This window comes from Streptomyces sp. NPDC002138, assembly GCF_040296485.1.
Lineage (GTDB): Bacteria > Actinomycetota > Actinomycetes > Streptomycetales > Streptomycetaceae > Streptomyces.
The window spans coordinates 153,798-179,639 of record NZ_JBEOXE010000002.1; the positions used below are offsets into that span (position 1 = coordinate 153,798).

General features: G+C 68.4%; 26 protein-coding genes and 1 tRNA gene. 3 read left to right on the top strand and 24 right to left on the bottom strand.

The features are described from left to right. Window positions 1-49: 49 nt before the first annotated feature. The 11 genes from prmC to ABT084_RS01835 form a co-directional block, all read right to left on the bottom strand. On the bottom strand, window positions 50-931 hold the full coding sequence (prmC, locus tag ABT084_RS01785) for a peptide chain release factor N(5)-glutamine methyltransferase (RefSeq protein ID WP_351037663.1): 882 nt from the start codon (window positions 929-931) through the stop codon (window positions 50-52). A 47-nt stretch (window positions 932-978) separates the two neighbouring features. After that, window positions 979-2,058 carry a peptide chain release factor 1 gene (gene prfA, locus ABT084_RS01790; RefSeq protein ID WP_351037664.1) on the bottom strand — a complete coding sequence of 360 codons (1,080 nt, stop codon included), beginning with the start codon at window positions 2,056-2,058 and terminating at the stop codon, window positions 979-981. A gap of 139 nt (window positions 2,059-2,197) precedes the next feature. After that, on the bottom strand, window positions 2,198-2,416 hold the full coding sequence (gene rpmE, locus ABT084_RS01795) for a 50S ribosomal protein L31 (protein ID WP_330332652.1): 219 nt from the start codon (window positions 2,414-2,416) through the stop codon (window positions 2,198-2,200). A gap of 147 nt (window positions 2,417-2,563) precedes the next feature. Beyond that, window positions 2,564-3,667: an LCP family protein gene (locus ABT084_RS01800; protein ID WP_351037665.1), complete on the bottom strand. Its 1,104-nt coding sequence runs from the start codon at window positions 3,665-3,667 to the stop codon at window positions 2,564-2,566. 306 nt (window positions 3,668-3,973) lie between these two features. After that, window positions 3,974-6,130 (bottom strand): transcription termination factor Rho, encoded by a 2,157-nt coding sequence (rho, locus tag ABT084_RS01805; RefSeq protein WP_351037666.1) that lies wholly within the window; start codon window positions 6,128-6,130, stop codon window positions 3,974-3,976. A gap of 428 nt (window positions 6,131-6,558) precedes the next feature. Continuing rightward, window positions 6,559-7,485 carry a homoserine kinase gene (thrB, locus tag ABT084_RS01810; RefSeq protein ID WP_351037667.1) on the bottom strand — a complete coding sequence of 309 codons (927 nt, stop codon included), beginning with the start codon at window positions 7,483-7,485 and terminating at the stop codon, window positions 6,559-6,561. A 366-nt stretch (window positions 7,486-7,851) separates the two neighbouring features. Next, on the bottom strand, window positions 7,852-8,922 hold the full coding sequence (gene thrC, locus ABT084_RS01815; RefSeq protein ID WP_351037668.1) for a threonine synthase: 1,071 nt from the start codon (window positions 8,920-8,922) through the stop codon (window positions 7,852-7,854). 7 nt (window positions 8,923-8,929) lie between these two features. Continuing rightward, a complete protein-coding gene (locus ABT084_RS01820) occupies window positions 8,930-10,234 on the bottom strand; it encodes a homoserine dehydrogenase (RefSeq protein WP_351037669.1) in 1,305 nt (434 codons plus the stop codon). A gap of 155 nt (window positions 10,235-10,389) precedes the next feature. Then, window positions 10,390-11,781 carry a diaminopimelate decarboxylase gene (lysA, locus tag ABT084_RS01825; RefSeq protein WP_351037670.1) on the bottom strand — a complete coding sequence of 464 codons (1,392 nt, stop codon included), beginning with the start codon at window positions 11,779-11,781 and terminating at the stop codon, window positions 10,390-10,392. A gap of 52 nt (window positions 11,782-11,833) precedes the next feature. Continuing rightward, complete coding sequence (nrtL, locus tag ABT084_RS01830) at window positions 11,834-12,820, bottom strand: ArgS-related anticodon-binding protein NrtL (protein WP_351037671.1); 987 nt, start codon at window positions 12,818-12,820, stop codon at window positions 11,834-11,836. A 9-nt stretch (window positions 12,821-12,829) separates the two neighbouring features. Continuing rightward, window positions 12,830-13,348, bottom strand: a complete 519-nt coding sequence (locus tag ABT084_RS01835; protein WP_351037672.1) for a response regulator — start codon at window positions 13,346-13,348, stop codon at window positions 12,830-12,832. 82 nt (window positions 13,349-13,430) lie between these two features. On the opposite strand from ABT084_RS01835, the gene ABT084_RS01840 reads away from it, so the two are divergent. After that, window positions 13,431-13,502 (top strand) — tRNA-Arg (locus ABT084_RS01840). 219 nt (window positions 13,503-13,721) lie between these two features. On the opposite strand, the gene ABT084_RS01845 is transcribed toward ABT084_RS01840, so the two are convergent. From ABT084_RS01845 to ABT084_RS01890, 10 genes are all read right to left on the bottom strand, one after another. Next, a complete protein-coding gene (locus ABT084_RS01845) occupies window positions 13,722-15,095 on the bottom strand; it encodes a tyrosine-type recombinase/integrase (RefSeq protein ID WP_351037673.1) in 1,374 nt (457 codons plus the stop codon). Beyond that, window positions 15,092-15,265, bottom strand: a complete 174-nt coding sequence (locus ABT084_RS01850) for a helix-turn-helix transcriptional regulator (RefSeq protein WP_351037740.1) — start codon at window positions 15,263-15,265, stop codon at window positions 15,092-15,094. Before ABT084_RS01850 ends, ABT084_RS01845 begins: the two co-directional genes overlap by 4 nt. Window positions 15,266-15,276: 11 nt before the next feature. After that, complete coding sequence (repSA, locus tag ABT084_RS01855) at window positions 15,277-16,638, bottom strand: replication initiator protein RepSA (RefSeq protein WP_351037674.1); 1,362 nt, start codon at window positions 16,636-16,638, stop codon at window positions 15,277-15,279. 90 nt (window positions 16,639-16,728) lie between these two features. Beyond that, the gene (locus ABT084_RS01860; protein ID WP_351037675.1) at window positions 16,729-17,061 is read right to left on the bottom strand and encodes a SpdD-like protein; all 333 of its coding nucleotides are present in this window, start codon (window positions 17,059-17,061) and stop codon (window positions 16,729-16,731) included. A 21-nt stretch (window positions 17,062-17,082) separates the two neighbouring features. Continuing rightward, entirely contained in the window at window positions 17,083-17,241 is a 159-nt protein-coding gene (locus ABT084_RS01865) for a hypothetical protein (RefSeq protein ID WP_107084747.1), read from the bottom strand. A gap of 17 nt (window positions 17,242-17,258) precedes the next feature. After that, window positions 17,259-17,450 (bottom strand): mobile element transfer protein, encoded by a 192-nt coding sequence (locus ABT084_RS01870; RefSeq protein WP_351037676.1) that lies wholly within the window; start codon window positions 17,448-17,450, stop codon window positions 17,259-17,261. A gap of 15 nt (window positions 17,451-17,465) precedes the next feature. Further along, entirely contained in the window at window positions 17,466-18,119 is a 654-nt protein-coding gene (locus tag ABT084_RS01875) for a DUF2637 domain-containing protein (RefSeq protein ID WP_351037677.1), read from the bottom strand. A gap of 77 nt (window positions 18,120-18,196) precedes the next feature. Next, the gene (locus tag ABT084_RS01880; protein WP_351037678.1) at window positions 18,197-19,558 is read right to left on the bottom strand and encodes an FtsK/SpoIIIE domain-containing protein; all 1,362 of its coding nucleotides are present in this window, start codon (window positions 19,556-19,558) and stop codon (window positions 18,197-18,199) included. 2 nt (window positions 19,559-19,560) lie between these two features. Beyond that, window positions 19,561-19,899: an SCO3933 family regulatory protein gene (locus tag ABT084_RS01885; protein WP_351037679.1), complete on the bottom strand. Its 339-nt coding sequence runs from the start codon at window positions 19,897-19,899 to the stop codon at window positions 19,561-19,563. 149 nt (window positions 19,900-20,048) lie between these two features. Then, window positions 20,049-20,831: a GntR family transcriptional regulator gene (locus ABT084_RS01890; RefSeq protein ID WP_351037680.1), complete on the bottom strand. Its 783-nt coding sequence runs from the start codon at window positions 20,829-20,831 to the stop codon at window positions 20,049-20,051. 18 nt (window positions 20,832-20,849) lie between these two features. Between ABT084_RS01890 and ABT084_RS01895 the strand changes: the two genes are divergently transcribed. After that, entirely contained in the window at window positions 20,850-21,320 is a 471-nt protein-coding gene (locus tag ABT084_RS01895) for an NUDIX hydrolase (RefSeq protein WP_351037681.1), read from the top strand. After that, a complete protein-coding gene (locus tag ABT084_RS01900; RefSeq protein ID WP_351037682.1) occupies window positions 21,317-21,697 on the top strand; it encodes a hypothetical protein in 381 nt (126 codons plus the stop codon). Before ABT084_RS01895 ends, ABT084_RS01900 begins: the two co-directional genes overlap by 4 nt. A 1,016-nt stretch (window positions 21,698-22,713) precedes the next feature. Here the strand turns inward: ABT084_RS01900 and ABT084_RS01905 are convergent. The 3 genes from ABT084_RS01905 to ABT084_RS01915 form a co-directional block, all read right to left on the bottom strand. Then, entirely contained in the window at window positions 22,714-23,115 is a 402-nt protein-coding gene (locus ABT084_RS01905) for a hypothetical protein (protein WP_351037683.1), read from the bottom strand. 672 nt (window positions 23,116-23,787) lie between these two features. Continuing rightward, a complete protein-coding gene (locus tag ABT084_RS01910; RefSeq protein ID WP_351037684.1) occupies window positions 23,788-24,651 on the bottom strand; it encodes a hypothetical protein in 864 nt (287 codons plus the stop codon). A gap of 355 nt (window positions 24,652-25,006) precedes the next feature. Then, a complete protein-coding gene (locus ABT084_RS01915; protein ID WP_351037685.1) occupies window positions 25,007-25,648 on the bottom strand; it encodes a DUF4365 domain-containing protein in 642 nt (213 codons plus the stop codon). Between the last annotated feature and the right edge of the window lie 194 nt (window positions 25,649-25,842).

Genomic DNA, 25,842 nt, shown 5'->3' on the forward strand with positions numbered 1-25,842 from the left:
TCGTGCGGGGTGATCGTGGCGGGGGTGTGCACAGGGCGGGGCGCGCTCGTCACGGCATGGCCTTGCGGGCGGTGGCGAAGCGCGGCCGGTTGTTCAGGTCGGGGTGGTCGGCGGCGTCGGCCCAGCCCCGCTCCTCGGCGAAGATCCACGGGACCTGGCCGCCCTGGGTGTCGGCGTGCTCGATGACGACGATGCCGCCGGGGCGCAGCAGCCGGTGTGCGGTGCGTTCGATGCCGCGGATGGTGTCGAGGCCGTCCTCGCCGGAGAAGAGCGCCATCTCCGGGTCGTGGTCGCGGGCCTCGGGGGCGACGTACTCCCACTCGGTGAGCGGGATGTACGGCGGGTTGGAGATCACCAGGTCGACCTGGCCGTCCAGCTCCGGCAGCGCGCTGAGCGCGTCGCCCTGGTGGACGGTGACCCGCGAGCCGTCGGCGTTCTTGCGGGTCCACTGCAGGGCGTCCTCGGACAGCTCCACCGCGTGCACGCGCGAGCGCGGCACCTCCTGCGCCATGGCGAGCGCGATGGCGCCCGAGCCGGTGCAGAGGTCCACGATCAGCGGTTCGACGACGTCCATCGCCCGTACGGCCTGTATGGCCCAGTCCACGACGGACTCGGTCTCCGGGCGCGGTACGAAGACGCCCGGCCCGACCTGGAGCTCCAGGTAGCGGAAGAAGGCGCGTCCGGTGATGTGCTGCAGGGGCTCACGGGCCTCGCGGCGGGCGATGGTCTCCCAGTAGCGGGCGTCGAAGTCCGCGTCCTTGACCAGGTGCAGTTCCCCCCGCTTGACGCCGTGCACGAAGGCCGCGAGTTCCTCGGCGTCGAAGCGCGGCGAGGGTACGCCTGCGCCGGCCAGCCGCTGAGTGGCCTGGGCCACCTCGGCAAGCAGCAAACTGCGCGGGCCTGGGGGTCGCCCCCCAGATGGTGGCTGCACGCTGGTCCTCCGGGCTGCTGTCGTACGGGCGGGTCGGTCGGAAGGGGTTACTGCGCGGCCGCGAGCTTGGCGGCGGAGTCGGTGTCGACGCAGGCCTGGATGACGGAGTCGAGGTCGCCGTCGAGCACCTGGTCCAAGTTGTACGCCTTGAAGCCGGTCCGGTGGTCCGAGATCCGGTTTTCCGGGAAGTTGTACGTACGGATCTTCTCGGACCGGTCCACGGTGCGCACCTGGCTGCGGCGCACGTCGGAGGCCTCCTGCTCGGCGGCCTCCTGCGCGGCGGCCAGCAGCCGCGAGCGCAGGATGCGCATGGCCTGCTCCTTGTTCTGGAGCTGGCTCTTCTCGTTCTGGCAGGACGCCACGACACCGGTCGGCACGTGCGTGATGCGCACGGCGGAGTCGGTGGTGTTGACGGACTGGCCGCCGGGGCCCGACGAGCGGTACACGTCGATGCGCAGGTCGTTCATGTTGATCTCGACCTCGACCTCCTCGGCCTCCGGGGTGACGAGCACGCCCGCGGCGGAGGTGTGGATGCGGCCCTGGGACTCGGTGGCCGGCACGCGCTGTACGCGGTGCACGCCGCCCTCGTACTTCAGGCGGGCCCAGACGCCCTGGCCGGGCTCGGTCGCGCCGTTGCCGCCCTTGGTGCGCACGGAGACCTGGACGTCCTTGTAGCCGCCGAGCTCGGACTCGGTGGCGTCGATGATCTCGGTCTTCCAGCCCACGCGCTCCGCGTAGCGCAGGTACATGCGCAGCAGGTCGCCGGCGAACAGGGCCGACTCGTCGCCGCCCGCGCCCGCCTTGACCTCGAGGAGCACGTCCTTGTCGTCGCTGGGGTCGCGGGGAACGAGCAGCAGGCGGAGCTTTTCGGTCAGCTCGACGCGCTGGGCGCTCAGTTCCTTGACCTCGGCGGCGAAGTCGGGGTCATCGGCGGCGTACTCCTTGGCCGTCTCGATGTCCTCGCCCGTCTGCTTCCACGCCCGGTAGGTGGCCACGATCGGCGTCAGCTCCGCGTAGCGCTTGTTGAGCTTGCGCGCGTTGGCCTGATCGGAGTGGACCGACGGGTCGGCGAGCTTCTTCTCAAGATCGGCGTGCTCGCCGATCAGGTCCTCGACCGCCTCGAACATCGGGGGCTCCTGGGGTGAAAAGTACGAACGGGCTGCGGGAAGGGCTGTGGCACCCGCGAAGGGGCCAGGACGACAAAGGCGCCGGTCCGGCCGCCCCCGAGTGGACTGGGGGCGGCCGTAGACCGGCGCCTTGGGCTCGCTACTTGGAGCCGGCAGCCTTGCCGAAGCGGGCCTCGAAGCGGGCCACGCGGCCACCGGTGTCGAGGATCTTCTGCTTGCCCGTGTAGAACGGGTGGCACTCGGAGCAGACCTCGGCTCGGATGGAGCCCTCGGTCAGGGTGCTACGGGTGGTGAACGACGCGCCACAGGTGCAGCTGACCTGGGTCTCGACGTACTGGGGGTGGATGTCGCTCTTCAAGGTGTCTCCTAGATCGGGAGGGCGCCGGGTCGCAGGGGCCGAATTGCGCGCTGCGTGAACCGGGGCCGACGGACCAGTCTGCCAGGACCGGGCCGCCTGTCAAAATTCAGGACGCCTCACATAACGGGGAGGGGGCCCCGGGTATTCCTACTGGACGATCGAACCCGCCCCGCTCTTGTCGTTCGCGGAGTTCTGCGTGGCTTCGGCGGGTATCGGCTGGTCGCCGCGCAGGGCGTCCCAGACGAGCTTGGACTCGTGCTCCAGGGGTATGACGCGGTCCTTGTCCTTGGGGTAGTCCATCACCGGCAGGGTGACCATGTGCATGTTCTCGGCCCCGAGGCCCTGGAGACCGGCGGCGAAGCCCATGAGGGACTTCACGTCGCCGAGGCCCTTGTCGGTGGTGATCGCCTTGGTGGCGGTGTCCGCGACGGCCAGGAGCCGCTTGGGGTTGTCGAACACCCCGATGCTCTTGACCTGCTTGATCAGTGCCTTGATGAAGGCCTGCTGGAGCTGTATTCGGCCGAGGTCGCTGCCGACGCCGACGCTCTTGCGGGTCCGGACCAGGCCGAGGGCCTGTTCGCCGTTGAGCTTGTGGGTGCCGGCCGGGAGGTCGAGGTGGCTGCCCTTGTCGTCCTTGATCGGCTTGTTGGTGGTCACCGGGACGCCACCCAGACTGTCGACGATCTTCTTGAAGCCCGTGAAGTCGACCTCGATGTAGTGGTCCATGCGGATCCCCGACATCTTCTCGACGGTCTTGACCGCGCAGCTCGCCCCACCGACGGTGTAGGCCTCGTTGAACTGCTCGAAGGTCGCCTTCGCCGTCTTGCCGTCGCTCGTCGTGCAGGCGGGCCGGTTGATCATGGTGTCGCGCGGGATCGAGACGACGCTGGCCTGCTTGTGGCCGTCGTACAGGTGGACGACCATCGCGGTGTCGGAGCGCGCCGAGCCGCCGTCGTCGGCGCCGTACTGGGCGTTGGCGCCGCCGCGCGAGTCGGAACCGAGGACGAGGATGTCCATCGAGCCGTTGTCGACGTTCTGCGGGCGGTCCTTGCCGAGCGCGGCGTCGATGTCCACGCTCTTCAGGTTCCCGTTGAACTTGACGTAGTAGTAGCCCAGGCCCGCCCCGCCGAGCACCAGCACGCCCGCCGCGGTCCAGGCGGTGACCCGCAGGGCCTTGCGGCCGCTGGTGGGCGGTTTGCGGCGGCTGGGCCTCACGGCACGCCTGCGGCTGGCTCTGCTGTCCTGGCTCATGCTCTCCTCAGTCCCGGTGTACCGGCGGCCCGGTCCGGACGCCTCCCGCTCCCCGTGTCCTCAGTGTCAGACGGCGGAGCGGATCTCAGGGTTCCACGCGAACGTGACCATTCAGTGATGAACGTCCATACGATGTTCGTCAATGAACGACCTGTGACGAAGCGGCTACCCGGCGTTCCCCGCGCAGGCCCGCCCGGGTGCGCGCGGGGCCCCCTGTGGCGAACATCGCAGGGGCGGGAACGCCGCCGCCCCCGCCGGAGGACCGGCGGGGGCGGCGTCGTCGTCGCTGGTGCGGCGGCGCGGAGATCAGTCGTCGTTCTTGCCCGACGGCGTGGTCTTCGCGATCTGCATCAGGAACTCGGCGTTCGACTTCGTCTGCTTCATCTTGTCGAGCAGCAGCTCGATCGCCTGCTGCGAGTCGAGCGCGTGCAGCACCCGGCGCAGCTTCCAGACGATCGCGAGTTCCTCGCTGTTGAGGAGGATCTCCTCCTTGCGGGTACCCGAGGGGTCGACGTCGACGGCGGGGAAGATGCGCTTGTCCGCGAGCTTGCGGTCGAGCTTCAGCTCCATGTTGCCGGTGCCCTTGAACTCCTCGAAGATCACCTCGTCCATGCGCGAGCCGGTGTCGACCAGCGCGGTGGCCAGGATGGTCAGCGAGCCGCCGTCCTCGATGTTGCGCGCGGCACCGAAGAAGCGCTTCGGCGGGTACAGCGCGGTCGAGTCGACACCACCGGACAGGATGCGGCCGGAGGCCGGGGCGGCGAGGTTGTACGCGCGTCCCAGACGGGTGATCGAGTCCAGCAGGACGACCACGTCGTGACCCAGCTCGACGAGACGCTTGGCGCGCTCGATGGCCAGCTCGGCGACGGTGGTGTGGTCCTCGGCCGGGCGGTCGAAGGTCGAGGAGATGACCTCGCCCTTGACCGACCGCTGCATGTCGGTGACCTCTTCCGGACGCTCGTCGACCAGGACGACCATCAGGTGGCACTCGGGGTTGTTCGTGGTGATCGCGTTGGCGATCGCCTGCATGATCATGGTCTTACCGGTCTTCGGCGGAGCCACGATCAGGCCTCGCTGGCCCTTGCCGATCGGCGACACGAGGTCGATGATGCGGGTCGTCAGCACGCCCGGGTCGGTCTCCAGACGGAGCCGGTCCTGGGGGTACAGCGGGGTCAGCTTCTGGAACTCGGGGCGGCCGCGGCCGGATTCGGGCGCCATGCCGTTCACCGAGTCGAGGCGCACGAGCGCGTTGAACTTCTCGCGGCGCTCGCCGTCCTTGGGCTGGCGCACGGCACCGGTGACGTGGTCACCCTTGCGCAGGCCGCTCTTGCGGACCTGGGCGAGGGAGACGTACACGTCGTTCGGGCCGGGCAGGTAGCCCGAGGTCCGGATGAACGCGTAGTTGTCGAGGATGTCGAGGATGCCCGCGACGGGGATCAGCACGTCGTCGTCGGCGACCTGCGGCTCGTTCGGGGTGAACTCGTCGCGGCCGCGACGGCCACGGCGATCGCGGTAGCGGCCACGACGGCCACGGCGGCCGTCCTCGTCGAAGTCGTCCTGCGGACCGTTGTCCTGCTGGCGGTCCTGACGGCCCTGGCTCTGGCCCTGGCCGCCCTGCTGCTGGCCCTGACCCTGGCCACGGCCCTGACGGCCGCCCTGGCGGTCCTGACGGTCCTGGCGCTCGCCGCGGTCGGCGCGCTCGGCGCCGCCCTGCTGCTGGCCCTGGCCGCCCTGCTGCTGCCCCTGGCCCTGGCCCTGCTGGCCCTGACCCTGGTTCTGGCCCTGGTCGTCGCCCTTGGCGCGGTCACGGCGGTCGCGCTGGCGCTCCGTACGGTCGCCCCGCTCGGCGCGGTCGCCACGGTCGCGGCGGTCCCGGCGGGTGCGGCCCTCGGCGGCGTCCTGACCGGAGACGGCGGTGGCCGCCTCGGCCTTGGCGTCGGGCTGCGCGGCGACGGCGGTGGCCGTGGTCTCGGGCTTGGTCTCGACCTGCACGGCCGCGGCGGGGGCCGCGGACTCCGGGCTGCCGGAGGGGGCCGTGGCACGGCGGCGGCGACGCTCGCCGACCGGCTGGTCCTCACTGGCCGGCTGGCCGGGGATCTCGATCTGGGCCTGCGCGGCCGGCTTCTCGGCGGGCGCCTCGGCGGCGGCCTCGCCCGTGCGGGCCTTGCTGGTGGCACGACGCTTCGGCTTGGCCTCGGCGGTGTCGGCGGGGGCGGAGGCCGCGGCCTTGGCGGTGGAGGCGCCACCGGCCTGCGTCTCCTTGATGACCTCGATCAGCTGGCTCTTGCGCATCCGCGCGGTGCCCCTGATACCGAGGCCCGACGCGACCTGCTGCAGCTCGGCCAGGACCATGCCCTCGAGGCCGGTGCCGGAGCGGCGACGCTTGGGTGCGGCGCCCGCGGCGGAGGCACTGGTGTCGACAGTGGTGTCGGCAGCGCCCATCAGATCGGTGGTGTCGCTCACGAAGGGTCCTTCCCTGGAGCGGACGTCGGCCTGTCTGGCTCGGCGACCGGTTGTGCTGTCCGACAACGGACCATGACTTGATGGGTCGTGGACCGCGGCCGGGGCGGTGGTCCGCCGGCAGAGATACCGCGGCGGAGGGAAACGTGCATGGGTTCCGGCGAGAAGCCCCCGAGCTGGAAGCGTGGGAATGTCACGCCGATTCCGGAGCGTGCTCGAAACTGCTTGGCAATGATCAAAGCAGTTGGGGAGGCTCCCGGAAGAAAGGTGGTCCCTGATGGGGACACTGAGCACCGAGCCATGGCGGCTTCGGATGCGCACTTGAGACTAACACTACCGGATCCAACAGATATTCCCCCTCTCAATCACCGGCCATCGCGCCCGTCCGCGGGGGCGGCCTGCCGGCCGCCCCGCCCCCTGGCGGCCGTGTCCTAGCCGCCCTGGCTGCCCAGCGGAAGGACGCTCGCGCCCGCGGCGTCGAGTGCCAGCCGGTTGGCCGCCCACCCCTCGCCCGCGAGCTGCGCGACCTTGTCGGCCGCGTCGTTGTCGGCCAGCGCGAGGACCGTGGGTCCGGCGCCGGAGATGACCGCGGGGATCCCGTCCGCCCGCAGCCTGTTGACGAGTGCCACGCTCTCGGGCATCGCCGGGGAGCGGTACTCCTGGTGGAGCCGGTCCTCGGTGGCGGGGAGCAGCAACTCGGGACGCCGGGTCAGGGCTTCGACGAGCAGGGCCGCGCGGCCCGCGTTGGCGGCGGCGTCCACGTGCGGGACGGAGCGCGGGAGCAGCCCGCGGGCGGTCTCGGTCAGTACCGGCTTGGAGGGCACGAAGACCACCGGAACGATGGAATCCGCAGGCTCCATACGGATGGCCTTGGCGCTGCCCCCGTCCATCCAGGCCAGGGTGAACCCGCCGAGCAGGCAGGCGGCGACGTTGTCGGGATGGCCCTCGATCTCGGTGGCCAGTTCCAGCAGCGCGGTGTCGTCGAGGCGCGCCTCGCCGCCTATGGTCACGGCGCGGGCGGCGACGATGCCGGCGCAGATGGCGGCGGAGGAGGAGCCGAGGCCGCGGCCGTGCGGGATGCGGTTGGCGCACACGACCTCGAGGCCGCGCGGCTGCCCGCCGAGCAGGTCGAAGGCGGTGCGCATGGAGCGTACGAGCAGGTGGCTCTCGTCGCGCGGCAGGTTGTCGGCGCCCTCGCCGGCGATGTCGACGTTCAGGCCGGAGTCGGCGACGCGGACGACCACGTCGTCATAGAGCCCCAGCGCCAGTCCGAAGGCGTCGAAGCCCGGACCGAGGTTGGCACTGCTGGCGGGAACGCGCACCCGTACGGCGGCGGCGCGGAATGCTGGACCGGCCACGCTCGATGACACTCCTTGTGACTGTGCGAAATCCTTGCCGTGGATCTTCAGCTGTGGATCCTCGCGGTGAATCTTCGCTGTGAATCGTGAATGTACTGGAGAACCTGCGACACCCGTAGGCCTCGGGGCAGCACCGTGTCATATGCGCGGTGGCGGATGTCAGTACAGCGTATCGAAGGAAGGTTCTCCTCCGACATAGGGCGCACAGGAGGCGCACGATGCGTGTCGCGGTGTTCCGTCGTGCTTTTGTGGTCGTACGGGCCGAGTTGCCGGATTCCGGAAAGCCTCGGGGGCCTTGCGGAATCCGGCAAGGGGCCGGTGTTCACGCGGCCGGGCGCACCCTGCCGCCGTCGGACCGGACCGCCGTCAGACCAGGCCGAGGCGTACGGCGGCGGCCTCGGCGTCCACCGGGACGGTGACGGGCTGCGGAGCGCCCGCGACCGCCCAGTCGGGGTCCTTGAGGCCGTTGCCGGTGACGGTGCATACGATCTTCTGGCCCGGGTCGACCAGACCGAGCTCGGCGGCCTTGAGCAGACCGGCGACCGACGCGGCCGAGGCGGGCTCTACGAAGACGCCCTCCTGTGCGGCCAACAGGCGGTAGGCGGCGAGGATCTGGCGGTCCGTCACCTCGTCGATGAAGCCGCCGGACTCCTCGCGGGCCTCGAGGGCGTACTGCCAGGAGGCCGGGTTGCCGATCCGGATCGCGGTGGCGATCGTGTGCGGCTCCTTGACGACCTCGCCGCGCACGATGGGCGCGGAGCCGGAGGCCTGGAAGCCCCAGACGCGGGGGGTGCGGGAGGCGAGGCCGTCGGCCTTGTACTCCTTGAACCCCTTCCAGTACGCGGTGATGTTGCCCGCGTTGCCCACCGGGAGGACGTGGATGTCGGGCGCGTCGCCGAGCGCGTCGACGATCTCGAACGCGGCCGTCTTCTGGCCCTCGATACGGACCGGGTTGACGGAATTCACCAGCGCGACGGGGTAGTTGTCGGCCAGCGAGCGCGCCAGGTCCAGGCAGTCGTCGAAGTTTCCGTCGACCTGGAGGATCTTGGCGCCGTGGATGAGCGCCTGACCCATCTTGCCGAGGGCGATCTTGCCCTGCGGCACGAGGACCGCGCAGACCATGCCGGCGCGCACCGCGTAGGCGGCGGCGGAGGCGGAGGTGTTGCCGGTGGAGGCGCAGATGACCGCCTTCGCGCCCTCCTCCTTGGCCCGGGTGATCGCCATGGTCATACCGCGGTCCTTGAAGGACCCGGTCGGGTTCGCACCCTCGACCTTGAGGTGGACTTCACAGCCGGTGCGCTCGGAGAGCACCTGGGCGGGCACGAGGGGCGTGCCGCCTTCGCGCAGCGTGACCACCGGGGTCGTGTCCGTCACCGGAAGCCGGTGCCGGTACTCCTCGATGATGCCGCGCCACTGGTGGGTGCCGTTGTCGGTCATGGGTCCCTTACTCCCCTTCAACACGCATGATGCTGGCGACACCGCGGACGGTGTCCAGCTTCCGCAACGCCTCGACGGTCCCGGAGAGGGCGGCGTCGGGTGCGCGGTGGGTGACGACCACGAGGGAGGCTTCGTTGCCGACCCCGTCCGGTCGTCCTTGCTGCCTAACGGTATCGATGGAGACACCGTGTTCCGCGAACGTGGTCGCCACCTGGGCGAGCACGCCCGGCTTGTCGGCCACGTCGAGGCTGATGTGGTAGCGGGTGACGACGTCGCCCATGGGGCTGACCGGCAGCTGGGTGTACGCCGACTCGCCGGGCCCCGTCGCCTCGGCGAGCTTGTTCCGGCAGACGGCCACCAGGTCGCCGAGGACCGCGGACGCGGTCGGCGCGCCGCCCGCGCCGGGACCGTAGAACATCAGCCGACCGGCGGCCTCGGCCTCGACGAAGACGGCGTTGTACGCCTCCCGGACCGAGGCGAGGGGGTGGCTGAGCGGGATCATCGCGGGGTGGACGCGGGCGGTGACGGACTGGCCGTCGGCGGCGCGCTCCAGGATGGCGAGCAGCTTGATGGTGCAGCCCATCCGCTTCGCGGAGGCGAAGTCGGCGGCGCTGACCTCGGTCATGCCCTCGCGGTAGACGTCGTCGAGGCGGACCCGGGTGTGGAAGGCGATACCGGCCAGGATCGCGGCCTTGGCGGCGGCGTCGTAGCCCTCGACGTCGGCGGTCGGGTCGGCTTCGGCGTACCCGAGGGCGGTGGCCTCGTCGAGCGCCTCCTGGTACCCGGCACCGGTGGAGTCCATCTTGTCGAGGATGAAGTTCGTCGTGCCGTTGACGATGCCCATCACCCGGTTGATCTTGTCACCGGCGAGGGACTCGCGCATCGGACGGACCAGCGGGATCGCGCCGGCCACGGCGGCCTCGTAGTAGAGGTCCCTGCCGTGCTTGTCGGCCGCGGCGTGCAGCGCGGCGCCGTCCTGGGCGAGCAGCGCCTTGTTCGCCGACACCACGGAGATGCCGTTCTCGAAGGCGGTGGTGATCAGCGTGCGGGCGGGCTCGATGCCGCCGATGACCTCGATGGCGACGTCGATGTCACCCCGTTTGAGCAGGGCGGTCGCATCGGTGGTGATGAGCGCGGGGTCGATGCCCTCGCGCACCTTGGAGGGCCGCCGCACGGCGACGCCGGCCAGCTCGACCGGCGCGCCGATCCTCGCCGCCAGATCGTCGGCGTGCGTCGTCATGATGCGCGCCACCTCTGAGCCGACGACTCCACAGCCCAGCAGCGCCACCTTCAGCGGACGCGTACGCATCATTCGACCCAAACCTTTCGATCCACGCATCGATTCCGCTCCAGGAATCGACCGTCCATCAGCCCCCGCTACGCGGTCTTGCGTACCAGGTGGGAACAAGTCTCACTCAATGGACACAACTTTCCATCCTTGGTCCATTGAGTGAGACGGTTATTTCATTATCCGACGTCGATCCGCAGGAGATCTTCCTCCGTGTCCCGCCGGACGATCACGCGCGCCGCCCCGTCACGCACGGCGACGACGGGCGGACGCAGCGCGTGGTTGTAGTTGCTCGACATCGAGCGGCAGTACGCGCCGGTCGCGGGTACGGCGATCAGGTCGCCGGGCGCGAGGTCGGCGGGCAGGAAGGCGTCGCGCACGACGATGTCACCGCTCTCGCAGTGCTTGCCGACGACGCGCGAGAGCATCGGCTCCGCGTCGGAACTGCGCGAGACCAGGGCCACGCTGTACTCGGCGTCGTAGAGGGAGGTGCGGATGTTGTCCGACATCCCGCCGTCGACGCTGACGTACGTCCGCAGGCCCTCCAGCGGCTTGATCGTGCCGACCTCGTAGAGCGTGAAGGCGGTCGGCCCGACGATGGCGCGGCCGGGCTCGACGGAGATGCGCGGCGCGCGCAGCCCCGCGCCCTCGCATTCGCGCGCGACGATCTCGGTGAGCGACTTGGCGATCTCGTGCGGCTCGCGCGGGTCGTCGCCGTCCGTGTAGGCGATGCCGAGGCCGCCGCCGAGGTCGATCTCGGGCAGCTCGACGCCGTGCTCGTCGCGCACGTCGGCCAGGAGCCGCACGACGCGCTTGGCGGACACCTCGAAACCGGCCATGTCGAAGATCTGCGAGCCGATGTGGGAGTGGATGCCGATCAGCTCGAGGCTCGCGTGGCCGAGCACCCGGCGTACGGCCTCGGCGGCCATCCCGTCGGCGACCGCGATCCCGAACTTCTGGTCCTCGTGGGCCGTCGCGATGAACTCGTGCGTGTGCGCCTCGACGCCGACGGTGACGCGGATCTGCACGCGCTGGCGGACCCCCAGCTCGGCGGCGACGTGCGCCACCCGGACGATCTCCTGGAAGGAGTCGAGGACGATCCGCCCGACCCCCGCCTCGACGGCACGCCGGATCTCGGGGACGGACTTGTTGTTGCCGTGGTAGGCGATGCGCTCGGCGGGCATCTCGGCGGCGAGGGCGGTGGTCAGCTCGCCGCCGGAGCACACGTCGAGGTTCAGCCCCTCTTCCTTCAGCCAGCGCACGACGGCCTTGGAGAGGAACGCCTTGCCCGCGTAGAAGACGTCGGCGTCCGGCCCGAAGGCGTGCGCCCAGGCGCGGCAGCGCGCCCGGAAGTCCTCCTCGTCGAGGAAGTAGGCGGGGGTCCCGAACTCCTCGGCGAGCCGGGTCACTTCGATCCCGCCGACGCTGACGACGCCCTCGCCGCCGCGGGTGACGGTCCGGGACCACACCTTCTCGGGGAGCAGGTTGAGGTCGGCGGCCGGCGGGGCGTAGTGGCCCTCCGGCAGGACGTCGGCGTAACGGGGACCGGCGGGATGTGCGGAACGGCTCATGACGCTTCTCTTTCTCCTTCTACAAGTCGGTGGGGGCGGCGCACCCGGCTTCTCACACCACGTCGGGTACGCCGATGCCGAGCAGGGTCAGGCCACCGGCCAGCACCGTCCCGGCGGCTTCGGCGAGCGCGAGCCGGGAGCGATGGGCGGCCGAGGGTTTCTCGTCCCCCTTGGGCAGCACGTCGTACTGGAAGTCGAGCAGGGCGTCGGCGAGCACGACCAGGTGCCGGGCGAGCCGCTCGGGCGCCCGGTGGTGGGCGGCGGCCTCGAGGACGAGGGGGTACTCGCGGAGGGCGTCGAGCAGCGGGCGGGCGTGGCCGTCCGTGGGCGTGTCGGTGGTCTCGTCCCGGGTGCGGAACCCGAGCTGGTCGGCGTTGCGCACCAGCGCCCGGGCGCGGGACACGGCGTACCGCACCCGGAAGAACTCGCTCGCCTCGCCTTGTACGGACAGACTCGCGCCGAAGTGCGGCGGCTGCGCGGGGTCGGTGGCGAGCATCGCCCAGCGCGCGGCGTCGGCGCCGAAGCGCCGTACGACGTCCCCGTCGGCCCGCGCCGGCGGCGCGACGCGCGGCGGCCCCGGCTCGTCCGGCATGCCCTGGGCGGCCAGCAGCCGCCCGACGGCCTCGTGCACGGCGCGGGTCCGGGGCTCACCGTCGGTGGGGGGCGCGGCCCGGGTGTGGGGGTGGTCGGCGAACCCGTACGCACTCCCCCGGGCCCGCACCGACCGCACCACGTCATGGGCGTCGCCCGCGGCGTCAAGGGTGAAATTGAGGAATCCGGGGCCGGTGATGTCCACGCGCCGGATACCGGCCACCGCGCCGAGCCGCCGGGCCAGCAGCCCGGCCACCTCGGCGGGGGCACGACCGCTCGCCTTGGCCAGCTGGAGGGCGACGGGGCTGGCGTACTCCCCCACTCCCCCGGGCCGGGTCCGCTCGACGACGACGCGCTCGGGCACGACCGCGCGGGCGCCCAGCTCCCCGTCCTCGACCGCGCAGCGCACGGCGCACACGACGGTACGGGAGAGGTCTGCGGGGGTCACGGGACCACCCTAGGGGAGAAGGTCCCCCCTGAGTCGAACCGGTTTCGCCATGTGAACGCCCCGCCCTCCGCCACCGCCGCGCTTGCGCTCGACGAGCCGCCGCACGACCCGCACCAGCTCGGCCGGCTCGAAGGGCTTGGCGAGGAACGCGTCCACCTGGGCGAGGGTCCCGGACTCCACCTCGTACTGCGTACAGGCACTGACGATCGCGACGGGCAGCTGCCGCGTCCGCGGATCGGCCCGCAGCCGCGCGACGGTGGCAAACCCATCCAGCCGCGGCATGACGACATCGAGGGTGACCAGGTCGGGACACACCCGGTGCACGATGTCCAGGCAGTCGGCACCATCGTTCGCGGTCACGACCTCGAAGCCCTCCAGCTCGAGATTGACCTTGATCAGCTGCCGGATGACCTTGTTGTCGTCGACAACAAGCACCCGGCCCGAGGCGCCTGACACAACTCGAGAGTAGGTCGCCCTAAGCCCCCGCGTCCGGGTTTTTGCCACTTCCACCCCCTCCGGGCGACCCACCCCTCCTCCCCCCGCAAACGGGTTCCTGATCACCCCACGGATGCTGGTAGTGTTCAACCCGTCGCCGCACAGCGGATGACACGCCCCCGTAGCTCAGGGGATAGAGCAACGGCCTCCGGAGCCGTGTGCGCAGGTTCGAATCCTGCCGGGGGCACTTCGCAAGAAGTGCCCAAAGACCCCGCCATCAGCGGCAACGCTGAGAACGGGGTCTTCGCGTATGTGCAGCCAACTGCCGCCGCACGCAGCCCTATGCCAGGTCCTGTGGACTATTCGTGGACAGGATCTTGGCCCATCGGCCCAGGTCAGCCGTGGAAACGCGGAAGGCCCCCGGACAGGTCCAGGGGCCTCGCAGGCTATCGCCAGTCACTCGCGATCACTCGTACTCGCGCAGCAGATCCTCGATCCGGCGGTTGGCCACCTCCTGGCGACCGTCGAGGCACTTCGCGTACCGACTGAGCAGCACCTCCACACTGTTGCCCGCGCGCTCGGCGACCTCGGTGGGGTCGACGCCGGCGTTGAGCCATGTGGACAGTGCCGAGTGCCTCAGGTCGTACGGCCGGTGGGCCAGCGCCGAGTCGGCCAGGGCGGGCGGCAGCGCCAGGACCCGGGCTTCCTGCCACGCCCGGTAGTAGGTGGAGGAGGACACCACTCCCCCGCCCTCACTGAAGAACAGCCGACCGTCCTTGGCCGTCCCGAAGGTGTCGAGGTGCTCACGGAGGATGGTCACCAGCTGCGGAGGGAGCGGCACCCGGCGTACGTCTTCCGTGGGCCGGTTCTTCAGCCCGCGGTCGTCGTGGCTCTCGCCGGAGTCGGTCCACTGCTTGCCGACGCTCGGCCGGGTGCGGTGCAGCAAAACCGACCCCCATCCGGACTCCGGAAGTGTCAGGTCTGCCTCAGCCAGCCCCACGACCTCGGCCGGCCGAAAGCCCCCGAAGTACATCCCGGCGAAGAGCCCCACGAGGCGCCGACCGCGTGCCCGACGGTATCCACCGACGTACGAGACGGCGTGCAGGAGCGAGCGGGCCTGCTCCGGGTTGGCGACGACGCGCGGATCGACCTCGTTCGACACCTTGGGCTTCTGCCAGCGCACCGCCGAGAGGGGGTTCTCCCTGAATTCCCCAAGATCAACGGCGTAGTGCAGCGCATTGACCAGCGTGCGCCGCTTCCTCCGCACGGTCTCCGCAGCGGCTCCGGTCCCATCCAATTTGATCTTCAGCGAATCGAGAACCGCCCGCCCAAGGGCCGGATCCGTGAGGTCCGACAGGGGCCGAGAAGCCTTGGCGACCCAGTCCAGGACGTTCCCCACCTCTGTAGGAAGCTCCCTGTCGTCCGGGCCGGGAAGAACGAAGGCCCAGTTCCTCAGTGTCTTTCTCAGTACGACATCCGCGGGTCGGCCAGGTCGATCGCCCAGTAGCACCATCGTCACCGAGGTCAATGACTCATTGATCCCGTCACGGGTGTTCGGCGCCGCGTGGGGCCACTTCATGGCGAGGTACTTCAACGCGAAGGCGTACCAGGTCAGCGTGGCCTTCTTCGCAGCCATGGAGCCGGGGAGCCCCGACTCTGTATCGAACTCCTCGCCGTCACGAGCCGCACGCATGAGCTTGGACCGGAAGTTGTCCGCGAGCCCTTTCGTCCTGAACGACTCGGGAAAGACCTTCCCAGCGACGGACCAGCGGACGTCATAGGAAGGCTTCTTCGTGTCCCGCTTTCGGACACTCCAGATCTTGACGTCGAACGACTTCACGCGGCAGCACCGTCCTGGTTCCGCAGCCAGGCAAGAAAGTCACTCCGCCACACGCGCAGCTCACCGTTGGGCAGCGTGAATGCTTTGGGAGCCTTTCCGAGTTCCCGCCACCGGTAGAAGGTGCGCCGCGAGATTCCCTTCAGCTCAGAGAGGACCTCGGTCGTGGTCATCAACTCGTCCTTCACGTCATGACTCCTTCCAGGGCTTCTCGGGCGATCTGGCGGTTGAGCTGGATGTCGCGGGCGATGGTCGCGGCGAGGACGGATTCACCGGGGGTGTGTCCGTGCCCGGCGTACTGCCAGGAGCCGAGGACGAGCACGGTGTCCGGCGCGGCGTCGGGAAGGCCGCGGGCGGCGTGCTCTTGTGCGGCGCGGTAGTCGGCGCGTGTCTGGCGCAGGGCTCCGAGGGTGGTCGAGTACTGGCGGGACTTGGTGGAGAAGTGGCCGCGGAAGCCGAGCATGTGGGCCCAGGCGGCGAGGCGGCGGTCCGGATAGAGCGGGTCGAGGTCGAGGCATGCCTCGATGAGCCGGGCGGTGTGGTCGGGAACGTCGAGGAAGACCAGGGCCTCGCGGTTGCCGATCCTGCGGTCGAGTGAGCCCGTGTTCTCAGCCGCCTTGGTCGCGTACTTGGCGACGTAGGAGGCGACGGCCTGCTCGGTGATGTCGGAGCCGTCCCCGAAGGCCTTGATGGGGCGCACGTCCAGCTGTGTGCCCCAGCGGAAGGTACGGGCGGGCTGGTCGGCGGCGGCCCGGACCGATACCGAGGTGTAGGAGTGGGCGACGGCGGCCCGGATGGAGCGGTCGAGGAGTTCGGTGCTGGCCCAGTGGGGCGGCGAGGTGCCGGGCCCGTCCGGTCCGTCGATGCGGATGACGGCGTGGAAGTGGATGGCGCCGCGCTTCTGGAACTCGGCGACCTTCCCGTAAGAGATCCGGGCGACCTCTTTCAGTTCGCGTTGGGTCAGTCCGGCGTACGCGGCGATCTCGCGGCGCAGCCGGATCGTGAAGCGCTGCCAGAGCTGTCCGGCGTGGTTGTTGAAGAGGACGGCGGCGGCGTAGTCGTACGTGGTCGGGTCGAGGGCGGTGCCCAGTTCGGGGGCGTCCTCCTGGTGGTGCTGGCCGCAACGGCAGGCGCGGCCGGCGGGGCGGTTGTGGACCGGGCCGAAGGACGGGGCCGTGAGGGTGGCGAAGACGCGGGGGTGTTCGCGGACGGTGGCCGGGATGTCCCGGCGGTCGTCCCCGGCCAGCCCCGCGCGGATGAGGTGGTACGTGTCGCCGGAGTAGGTCCAGGCGCAGGCGGGGCAGCGGGAGGCACGGCGGTTGCCGCAGGCGATCCGGAGACGGGCGCCTGGTTCGTCGCCGGTGGAGTACCGGTGCAGGACCTCCCCGGAGGCCTTGTCCTTGGCGACGGTCCAGCCGGTGATGTGGATCGGGTCGGAACAGCCGCCCGTACGGCGGATCTGGTCCTCCCAGCGGGCGTAGTCGGGGGCCGCGGCCACCTTCAGCATTTCGCCGAGGAGGCCCGGGGCGGGGTGGTGCCGGGACATGATGGCGCTTCCTTCCGGGTCTTCTGGTTCGGGCAGGAGCACGGCGCCGGGACGGCGGAGACTTGGCGGTTGAGGCCGTCCCGGAGCTGGTCAGCGGTGGTTCTGGCCGTTGAGGAGCGAACGCAGGACGACGGCGCAGACAGCGACCGAGGCGCCGGTGATGGCGACGGCCAGGAGCATCGAGACCAGGACCGCGCCGACGACGAGGACCAGGCCCGCGCCACCGGCGACGGCGGCGACGAGGCCGGCCGGAGTGAGACGGACGGCGGGCAGCTGCACACGCGATGTCGGCTGCACTGGGGCGTGGTGGCAGCCGCAGGCGGGAGCAGCACTCGTGTGGGGTTCAACGGCGGTGGTCGGCTGGTCGAGCGGGATGACGAGGCCGGTCGGGAGCGGGTTGACCGGGAACTTGGGCCGGATCATGAGGTTCTCCTTCCGAGGCGGTTACTTGTTGATCGCGGTGTCGATGGCCGGGGCGAGGAAGCTGTCCGCGAGGAGGAAGCCGCCGAGGAGGATCACGGCGACGAGCCACCAGGGCGGGCGGATGAGCTTCACGCCGAGGACCCCGACGGCGAGGAGGGCGAACCAGAGCGGAACGTCCATGGCGGTGGCCTTTCGGGTCAGCTGACGCGGCAGCGGTGGGAGCGGGCGGCGAGCTGGGCGGCGGTCGACGAGCTGTAGTCCGAGGACCAGCCGCAGGAATCGGTGGTGCAGACGGCGGCGTCCTTCATGCGGCCGTGGCGGTCGCGGTAGGTGCCGATCTGGACGGGGCCGATCTTCATGAGCGAGCGGAAGTTGATCCGGGCGGGCATGGCGGTCTCCTGTCGTCAGGCGAGCTGGGCTGCGATGGCCTCGGCGAGGGGGTACGGGACGCCGAGCCGGGCGCGCAGGGTCTCGGTGTCGATGTCCGAGCCGGTACGGGTGCGGTGGTCGGCGGCTATCTTCTGGGCGTGGGCGACGAGGGCGGGCGGAGCGGTCACCGCGGGTGCGGCTACCGGCGCCGGGGTGGGAAGGGCAGGAGCTGACGCGACCTGTACGCCGGGTTCTGTCGCCCGCTCAACCACGGGCAGGGGTGCCGGAGCAGGTTCCGGATCCGGCTCGCTGGGCGGCGTAGGCCGGTGGACCAGGAGCGTGCCGCCGAGGAAGGCGAGCGCGGGCCATCCGGCGACGAGGATCCGGAGCCAGTCCGGGACGTCGCCGAGGTCGAGGAGGCCGGCGGTGGCAACGTTCGCGCCGAGCGAGGCCACGAGGGCGACGGCGAACCAGGCCCAGGCCGAGCACGAGGGCTCCCCCGCGTCCCGCAGGGTGCGCAGGCGGTGCCAGGCGGCGACGAGGAGCAGATCCACGCTGACCGGGTAGGCCCAGGCTTTCCAGCCGCGCTGTCCGGCGGCTTCCGCAAGGTCGTGAAGGTGGGCGAAGGAGAGCGCTCCGGCAATGACGGCCTGGACGAGGACGGCGTCCGGGCGGACCAGGCGGGTCATGGTCTTCACCTCCTTTCAGGCATGGGTGGGGTAGGGACCTGGCGCGATGAGGCCGCGCCGACCGGGTGGGGGAGTGATCAGAAGGCAGGTGCCGAGGCGTTCTTCGGCTGGACCTTGCCGACGAAGACACGTACCGGGAGCGCGGGCCGGAAGGGTTCCAGCTCCGGGATGGCCGGGGTGCGGTGCGCGTGGGCGTTGCAGGTGTCCACGGCCTGGCGGAGCGTGGTGTGCGGGGCCCGGATGCGGGACCAGCCGCCGGAGGAATCGCCGGCCACAGCCGTGCCCGGGCGGTCCTTGTCGATCTGGATGGCGGCGAGGACAGCGTCCGGGGAGATGTCCCCGAAGGCCATGTTCGCCGAGCTCTCGTCGTTGACGCGGTGGGCGGTACGGCCGGTGAGCTGGGCGCGGAGCATGGTGATGCCCTTGCCGAGTTCGGAGCCGAAGCGTTGGCCGCAGACCTCCAGGTAGATGCCGGCGGCGCGGCCGAGCTGGGAGAGGCGGACCAGGTGCGTGACGATCTGATCCCGCCGAGCCTCGTCCGCCCTACTTGCGGCGAGGGCCAGCTCTGCGACCTCATCCACCAGGAGCACGACGGGTACGGGCCGCAGGTGCGCGGGCAGATCCCAAATATCGGCGGTGATCTCGGCGTCCGGGAGGCCGACGCTGATCCGCTGCTCGCTGCGGATGAGTTGATAGACGCGGCCCATGTACTCGACGAGCGCGGCCAGCAGTTCGGCCGCGGCGTCCGGGTTGTCCGCCAGGGCGGTGAACCGCGCTGCCAGTGGGGCGAGTTCCACCCCGTTCTTGCAATCGATGCCGACGAGGGCGACGTTCTGCGGTGCGAGCCCGGCCACAAGAGTGCGCTGATAGACGGACTTCCCCGATTGCGTCGCGCCGACGTTCAGGGCGTGCGGAACCTGCCGGTAGTCCCGGTAGTGCACCGCACCGTCTTCCCGCAGCGCGACCGGCACTCGGAGTTCCCCACCAGGCGCGGTGACCGCAGGCATGCGCACCCGCTTGAGTACGTCGTATCCGGTCATCCGCAGCTCGACCACACCGGAGCGGATCTCTCGGGAGACGACGTTGTGGAGGGCGAAGGAGTGTCGTAGCCGGTCGGAGGAGGCGGTGAAGTCGAACGCGTCCTGCCCGGGGCGGAGTTTCAGCCGCAGGACCAGACCGGTCGAGGTGGGCCGAAGCCGCAGGATGCGCGGCGAGCGCGCCTCGGGCGGCGGGCGGTTGCTGACCCGGGCGAGCGCCAGTCGCCAGCGGGCGGGCGGGACAGTGAGCCCGCAGGCGTCCATCACGGAGCGGTAGCGGATCAAGACGCGGACCGTCGCGAAGGTGACCCCGAAGGTCACCCAATACCAGGTGGGCCGCAGCCAGCGCAGGACGAGCGCGAGGGCCAGGACCACGAGCAGCGTGACCCATAAGGCGTTCATGCTTAGCCCGCCTTGGCCAGCGAGGTGACGGCCACGGCGCGGAAGCTGATCCCGTGGCGCTTCTGACCGTTGAACTCGTTCTCCCAGGGCCGGGCGACCAGGCCGGTCAACGCGACCGGGGTTCCCAGGGCCAGGGTTCCGGAGACGTCGGGCTCCGCCACGGTGATGGACACGACCTCGGCGTTGCCGTTCATCACGAACAGCACGTCCACGGTCATGAGGTTGTTGCCGGTCTCGTTGTCGACGGCGACCTGTCCGGTCTTCTTGTCGCGCAGCTTGAGCTGCGGGGGCTGGGCGACCATCACGGTCGCGCCGGTGGTGTCGACGGGAATCTGACGCATAGCGGATCACTCCCCTATAGAGGTTCAACTCCTGCACTCATGTACATGAGTTACATGAAGAAGAGTGCCCGACTCCTATACATGAGTCAACCCGCTACGAAGAGAAACTCGTAGCGGGCTGTGGGGAGTTGAGCGGGCGTCAGTCGACGTCAGTCGCGCGCAGGGATCCGGTACTCGAAAACGAACTGGTCAGCGGCCATGAGGGTGTCGCAGACCTCCACCACGCGCCCCTCTTCAGTGACGGCGTTGCGCAGCAAGTGCACCACCGGAGCACCGGGGCTCAACGACAGCTCGGTCGCCTCCGCCTTGGCAGCCGGCCGGGCCTGGAGCGTCTCCACGAACTCAGCGAAGACGTGACCGTGATCCTCAAGCCGGGCGTAGATGCCACCTGGACCGGGGTTGTCCGCGAACAGCTCCGGAATGTCCTTCGCGACGTCCCACGGCAAGTACGAGGTAGCCGTCTCGACCGGCGTCCCGTCCCGGAAGTACAGCCGCCGACGCGCGAGCACCTGAGTCCCCACGGCGACGCCGAGCCGCTCCGCGATCTCCTCCGGAGCCTCCATGGGCCCACGGAACAGCATGCTTACGCTGGCCTCGGCCCCGGACTGCGCGGACTCGGCCAGGTATGCCGCCTTACCCTCCTGCCGATGGGTACGCCGGAAACGGTCCGAAGACCGGTGCCGTACGGGCGGCCGGGCCTTCACCAGCGAGCCCTTGCCGTGCCGGGTCTCCACGAGCCCACTGGCCCGGACCTCCACCATGGCCTTCCGAATCGTCCCGCCCGCGACGCCGTAGCGCTCCACCAGCTCGGACTCACTCGGCACCATGTCGCCGGCCTTCAGCACCCCGGCTCGGATCTGCTGCACGATGTCGTCAGCGATCTGCACGTAGCGCGGCACGGCTCCTCGGCCACCTCCCACTGCGGTTCCCATAGTCCTTCTCTTCCTCCTATGCTCCTGTACATGAGTACGGGTTCCCCGCAGCACAAGTCAACGCCACTGCACTCCGTGTCCGTAGCCGGGGCAGTGCTGCGCGAGGACGGCCGACTCCTGGCGATCCGCCGAGCGGACAACGGCACTTGGGAACTCCCGGGCGGAGTCCTCGAACTCACCGAGTCCCCGGAGGCCGGCGTCCGCCGCGAGGTCCTGGAGGAGACGGGCATCCACGTCGAGGTGGACGAGCTCACCGGGGTCTACAAGAACACCACCCGAGGCATCGTCGCCCTGGTCTTCCGCTGCAAGCCTTCCGGTGGCACGGAACGCACCTCGGCGGAATCGACCGCGGTCGCCTGGCTCACCCCGGAGGAGGTGTCCGAGCAGATGTCCGAGGTCTACGCAATCCGCCTCCTGGACGCCCTGGACGACGCAGGCCCCCACGTCCGCAGCCACGACGGCCGCCAGCTCACGGAGGCATCGGCGTGACCGAGGAGGAGTGGCGCAACAAGACGCCCCGGCACCCCCGCCAACTCAACAACATCTACGAGTTCCTGGACGAGGTCCGCATCCGACCGGGCTCCTGGGTCCGGGACAGGTCCCTCCAGCACCTGGACTCGATGCTCCTGGGCTACCGCGTGGGAGGAACGATCCACGGGGGTAAGGACGAGGACGACTTCGCCCAGACCGGCGACTTCAGCATGTGGCTCTGGCGCCGATTCGACGTGGACATGAACCCGCAGGGCTGGGCAGTCGAGATAGAACGCGCAGCGGAGCAAGCGGGCAAGCCGCCGATGGACATGTTCTTCACCCTGCTCGACGCCTTCCGAGCCGAGCGACACGGCTCCGCCGAAGCGGCGCGATAAGAGTTTCCCTACTTCATCAAGGGCGCTTCCGCCGCCAAGGCGGCGTCGCGCGCCCGTCGCCCCGGGCCTGCGCTCCTGTCTCCGCCCCGCTCCCGCCCGGGGCGCCGACCACGCGCCAACGGCTGAGGACTTGATGGGCTGGAGGAGCCCGGCCTGATCGGTGAGCCGTCCGTCAAGACGATGCCTCCGGCGGGGGCGCTCTGACTCTGGGATGCGGGGGCCAGTCGTGCGGCCGCGGGTCCGTTGTGGTTCGGGGGTGGGGCTGTCATCCCGTCTGCCGTCGCCCCAGGGCAAGCCGTAGCAGACCAGTCGTCAGGGGCCCAGGTCGTTCGTCCAGCAGGGCGCTCCACCTGGGCCCCTGACGACTGCCCCGCTACCACTACGTGTGGGACGACGGCAGACGGGATGACAGCGAGGAGTGTTGTAGCTGGGGCCGATCGACTCCACGGATCTACGTCTCGGGTTGCACGCGGCACCCCAGGTGCGATCATGAAGTTGCTAGGAAGGCTTGGCGTCATGACTGAATCTGCGAACGTGCTACCCGTAGCCGATCTTTCAAAATTTGAAGCTCGCGGAACAGATGGAAATATTCGTGGCCCCACCATGCGTGAGATGCTAGAGCACCTAGACGTTCAGGTGGATCTACAGCACCCCTGGCCCGACCCTCCAGTCGGATTCGATCCTGTCGATGAGCCGTGGCTAGATAGTGCGCGGGTACTTTTCATCTCTAGGGACATTTTTGATGCCGCCCTGAAAGGGGTGGGAGTAGCCGGCGGCGGGCCGAGATTGAAGTGGATGCAGGCAGTCCCACTGCCCGACACTCCCTACGTTGCGATTTACCCCAACGCCAGTCATTCCGGTGCGAGCATTATGATGTATGCACCGCTTCCCCGCCCAGGAAATATCCTAGTTCTTCGCACTGTGCGAGTTGACTTGGATAGCAACCAATCAGGCCTTGGGGAGAAAATTCATGGCATCTACGCAGATAATAGCCATTGCTATCCAGCGCTGGATGGTCAGAAGCTGAAGTGCTTCAACTCGAAGCCATCCCACCCTTGCTCGGCGAGCGGCGGAACGGGCGAAAATGATTGGCTTGACTGCTCTTGCGTGGTGTGCGGAGGCTGAGCATGCTTCTCGCTGAAGTCACCACCACTAGTACGTGGACGGACGTGGTTATTGCGGTCGCCGCAGGGATTACCGGTGTGGCGACACTGTTTTTGGTCTTTGCGACCTGGTGGGTATTCTTCCGGAGCGGCCCACGCCTGAAATTGAGCTGTCAAGTAGACGATGAAAATGCGATTCACATCAGAGTTGTCAATAGAGGTCGAATACCTGTTGAGATTACTCATGTCGGCCTTGCGACGCGCCGACGGCCCAGGGTCCTTAAATTGTTCCGCCGACCAATGGAGGTATTTCACCTAGGCTCTTATCCTGCAGGGATGGCAGATGGGCTGTGGGAAGCACTAGATAGACCGCTTTCCATACCTGGCGCAGCCTCTGAAACATTTACCACGGCGTGGCCTACCATGGATAGGTGCCTAGTACTTGCCTCCCGTGAGACATTTTTGCCACGCGTAAATCGGTCCCATAGCCATAGGCTCTATCCAAAAAAGATTGAGAGGGTAGCCTACGTTCCATATTGGGGTAATATTCGCGCAACGGTGATGTTTCATGCCGGACGGAAGTGCTGCAGGGTCGCATATCGCCGAGGGGTCTTCACTCAGAGGGGCCGTACGATTGGTGAGGGGCGCCGTCACGAAGCGGCCGATGATTGATTCCCTCAGAGGCGGACCCGGTTGCGTCCTCCCGGGCCGTCTCGGGGCTATGGGAGGGCGCTCATTGGGTGGCCAAGACTGGCGACCCGTGCACGACGCCGGCCCAAGGCTGCTCCAGCACCGTCTCATCATCGACCTCGCGCCCGAGCAGAAGCTAGTGCTGTAGCCGGAAAGGTCCACCGGGTCGCGGCGTCCGGTGGGGTGCATCGCAAGGCGGAGGGCCGCGGCTCGTACTGGACGTACCGTCGTGATCCGACAACGCGGCGAGGAGCCGTGCCGGGCGCCGCGACACGGTGCGCCTTTCCGATCACAGCACTAGCTCTCAGTGAAAAGGTCCATCTGGCCACGTACGTCGCTGCTCTTACGACGCTTGATGATGTAGTTCTCCACATGCCCAAGCGTCTGAACCACACTGGCGTGATAGAGCCAACTGAGATTTCCCTCTTTTTCTAGGCTCCCCGTGACCTGTAGCGCAAGTTCTTCTTCGTGCGCTCTCACAGCTTCGTGATAGTCATCTTCGTCGGCAAGGCGGACACGCACCTTTCGCGGGCCATCCGGCTGAAGGGAATCGATACCGAATACACCCGGGCTGCCCGCCTGCTTCTTCGCTAGCAGGTGGACTCGCCCCATAATTGTCACCAGTTGAGACGAGTTATCCTCGGCCAGCTTACTTGTAGCGCGCAGTAGCGGATCCACATCGTCCGACCGAAAGACAAACGAACTCTCAAGTCCAACTACTTGCGGACTTCCAGCATCCCACTCCACTTCAATGTTGGATTCATCCGAGTTTACAGCTATGGCGAGAATTGCACTCGTCATCTCATACGAGACCCCCCGAGCGACTCCGTCCTCGAAGCCCGACAGTGAGCCGGTGACCTTGTAATGCTGCAGAGCCTCAGCAGTAGCCTCAACCGCTCTCACAACTGCTTCGCTCACCGACCTGACCGAGGCGGCGCCGATCTCTGGAATGGAAGCGACAGGATCGTACCCGCTCTTGAGCGTTACGGCACCACTTGGCGGGGCGTAGGCAGTGACAATATAACTGCCCGGCGCGGTCTGCCCCATCAGAATCTGATCCAAATAACGCCCCGCAAACCGCCCATTCCTGTTGACGAAGTGCCGCCCAGGGCCAATGAACGCCTTGGCTCCGGCCAGGAGTGTGCGGCGAGCAGACTCCACCAGCTTTTCTCCGCTACGCCACGGAATCAACCCGCTGGGAGCCGCCGACTCCTTCCTAAACCTGAACTCGTCCACAGCATCTGCGGCCAGGCGTGGGTAGATGGACCGGGACCATAGATCCCAATTCTCCGACAATTGAAGCAGCGCTGATTTCATTGTATCCCCGAAATCTGGCGCTCCGGAGTTTAGTGGGATGAGTAGACTTGCTGTCCGCACATCGAAGTTTCCGTTAGCCGGGGGCGCAACCCGCGTGTAAATCCCGGTTCGACCGCCAACGACATGCCAACCCGCATCAGTCAAGATGTTAGTCAGCTTCTGTGGATCAACGTTGACAGGGATCGGAACCGGCGTGATGCTAGCCATTGATCGACTCCCCTCGGTCGGTCCTGTCCAGGATGTTGATAAGGGCGTTAGCGTCGAAAATATTCTTCGTCGGGATCCGCACAGACGGTTTGGCTACGTGAGTAGCCGATTCCACATTCTCCAGGTGAACCCAATAGCAGCTGCGCCGAGTGAGTAGTCCCTGATGGCCTACTTCGGTCCAGTCCAACTGCCGCGTCGGCACTGTCATAACGACCAAGATGGCCTTGGGGTAACTCCGAAACTTTGCCAGGTGATCGAAGTACTGACGCTTAGTAAACTGGTAGCTAAAGAATTCTCGTTCAGGATCGGGTGTGATCTGCGTAGTGCACTTAAGCTGAGCAAAGAGCATGCTCTCTACCTGCGTAGCAGTATTCGGGGGTCGAATGATCTGAGCGTCAATACCCCAGGCATCTTTGCTGACCATTTCGAATGTGCAGCCTGCAGTGGCCGCGATGCTGGCCATGTAGCCCTGCTGGAGCTGCTCCATCATGTCGGTGACGGTTTGCTGAGCAACAGCGTCGATATGGCGCTGGCGAGGCTTCTTGCGCTCCGCATCGCTCGCGTCTACCACATCTGTCATAGGCGGCCCCCCTCCCTGTTGATCAGAATAGGTCAGCACCACCAGCGCTGTCATGGGTGCGGGGTCCCCTCGCATCGATATCAGTGCCAGTGGCAGCACATCGCCTCACCAGACGCTGGGGTCTTGGGTGGTCAGATTGAGTGCGGGTAGACGATCTTCCAAGTAGCGGCACTGATGGCGTGAGTCTGCCCTCTGTTGCGATGCACGTGGCGCTGAGATACCTCCGGATACTGCCGCGGGACGTTCCG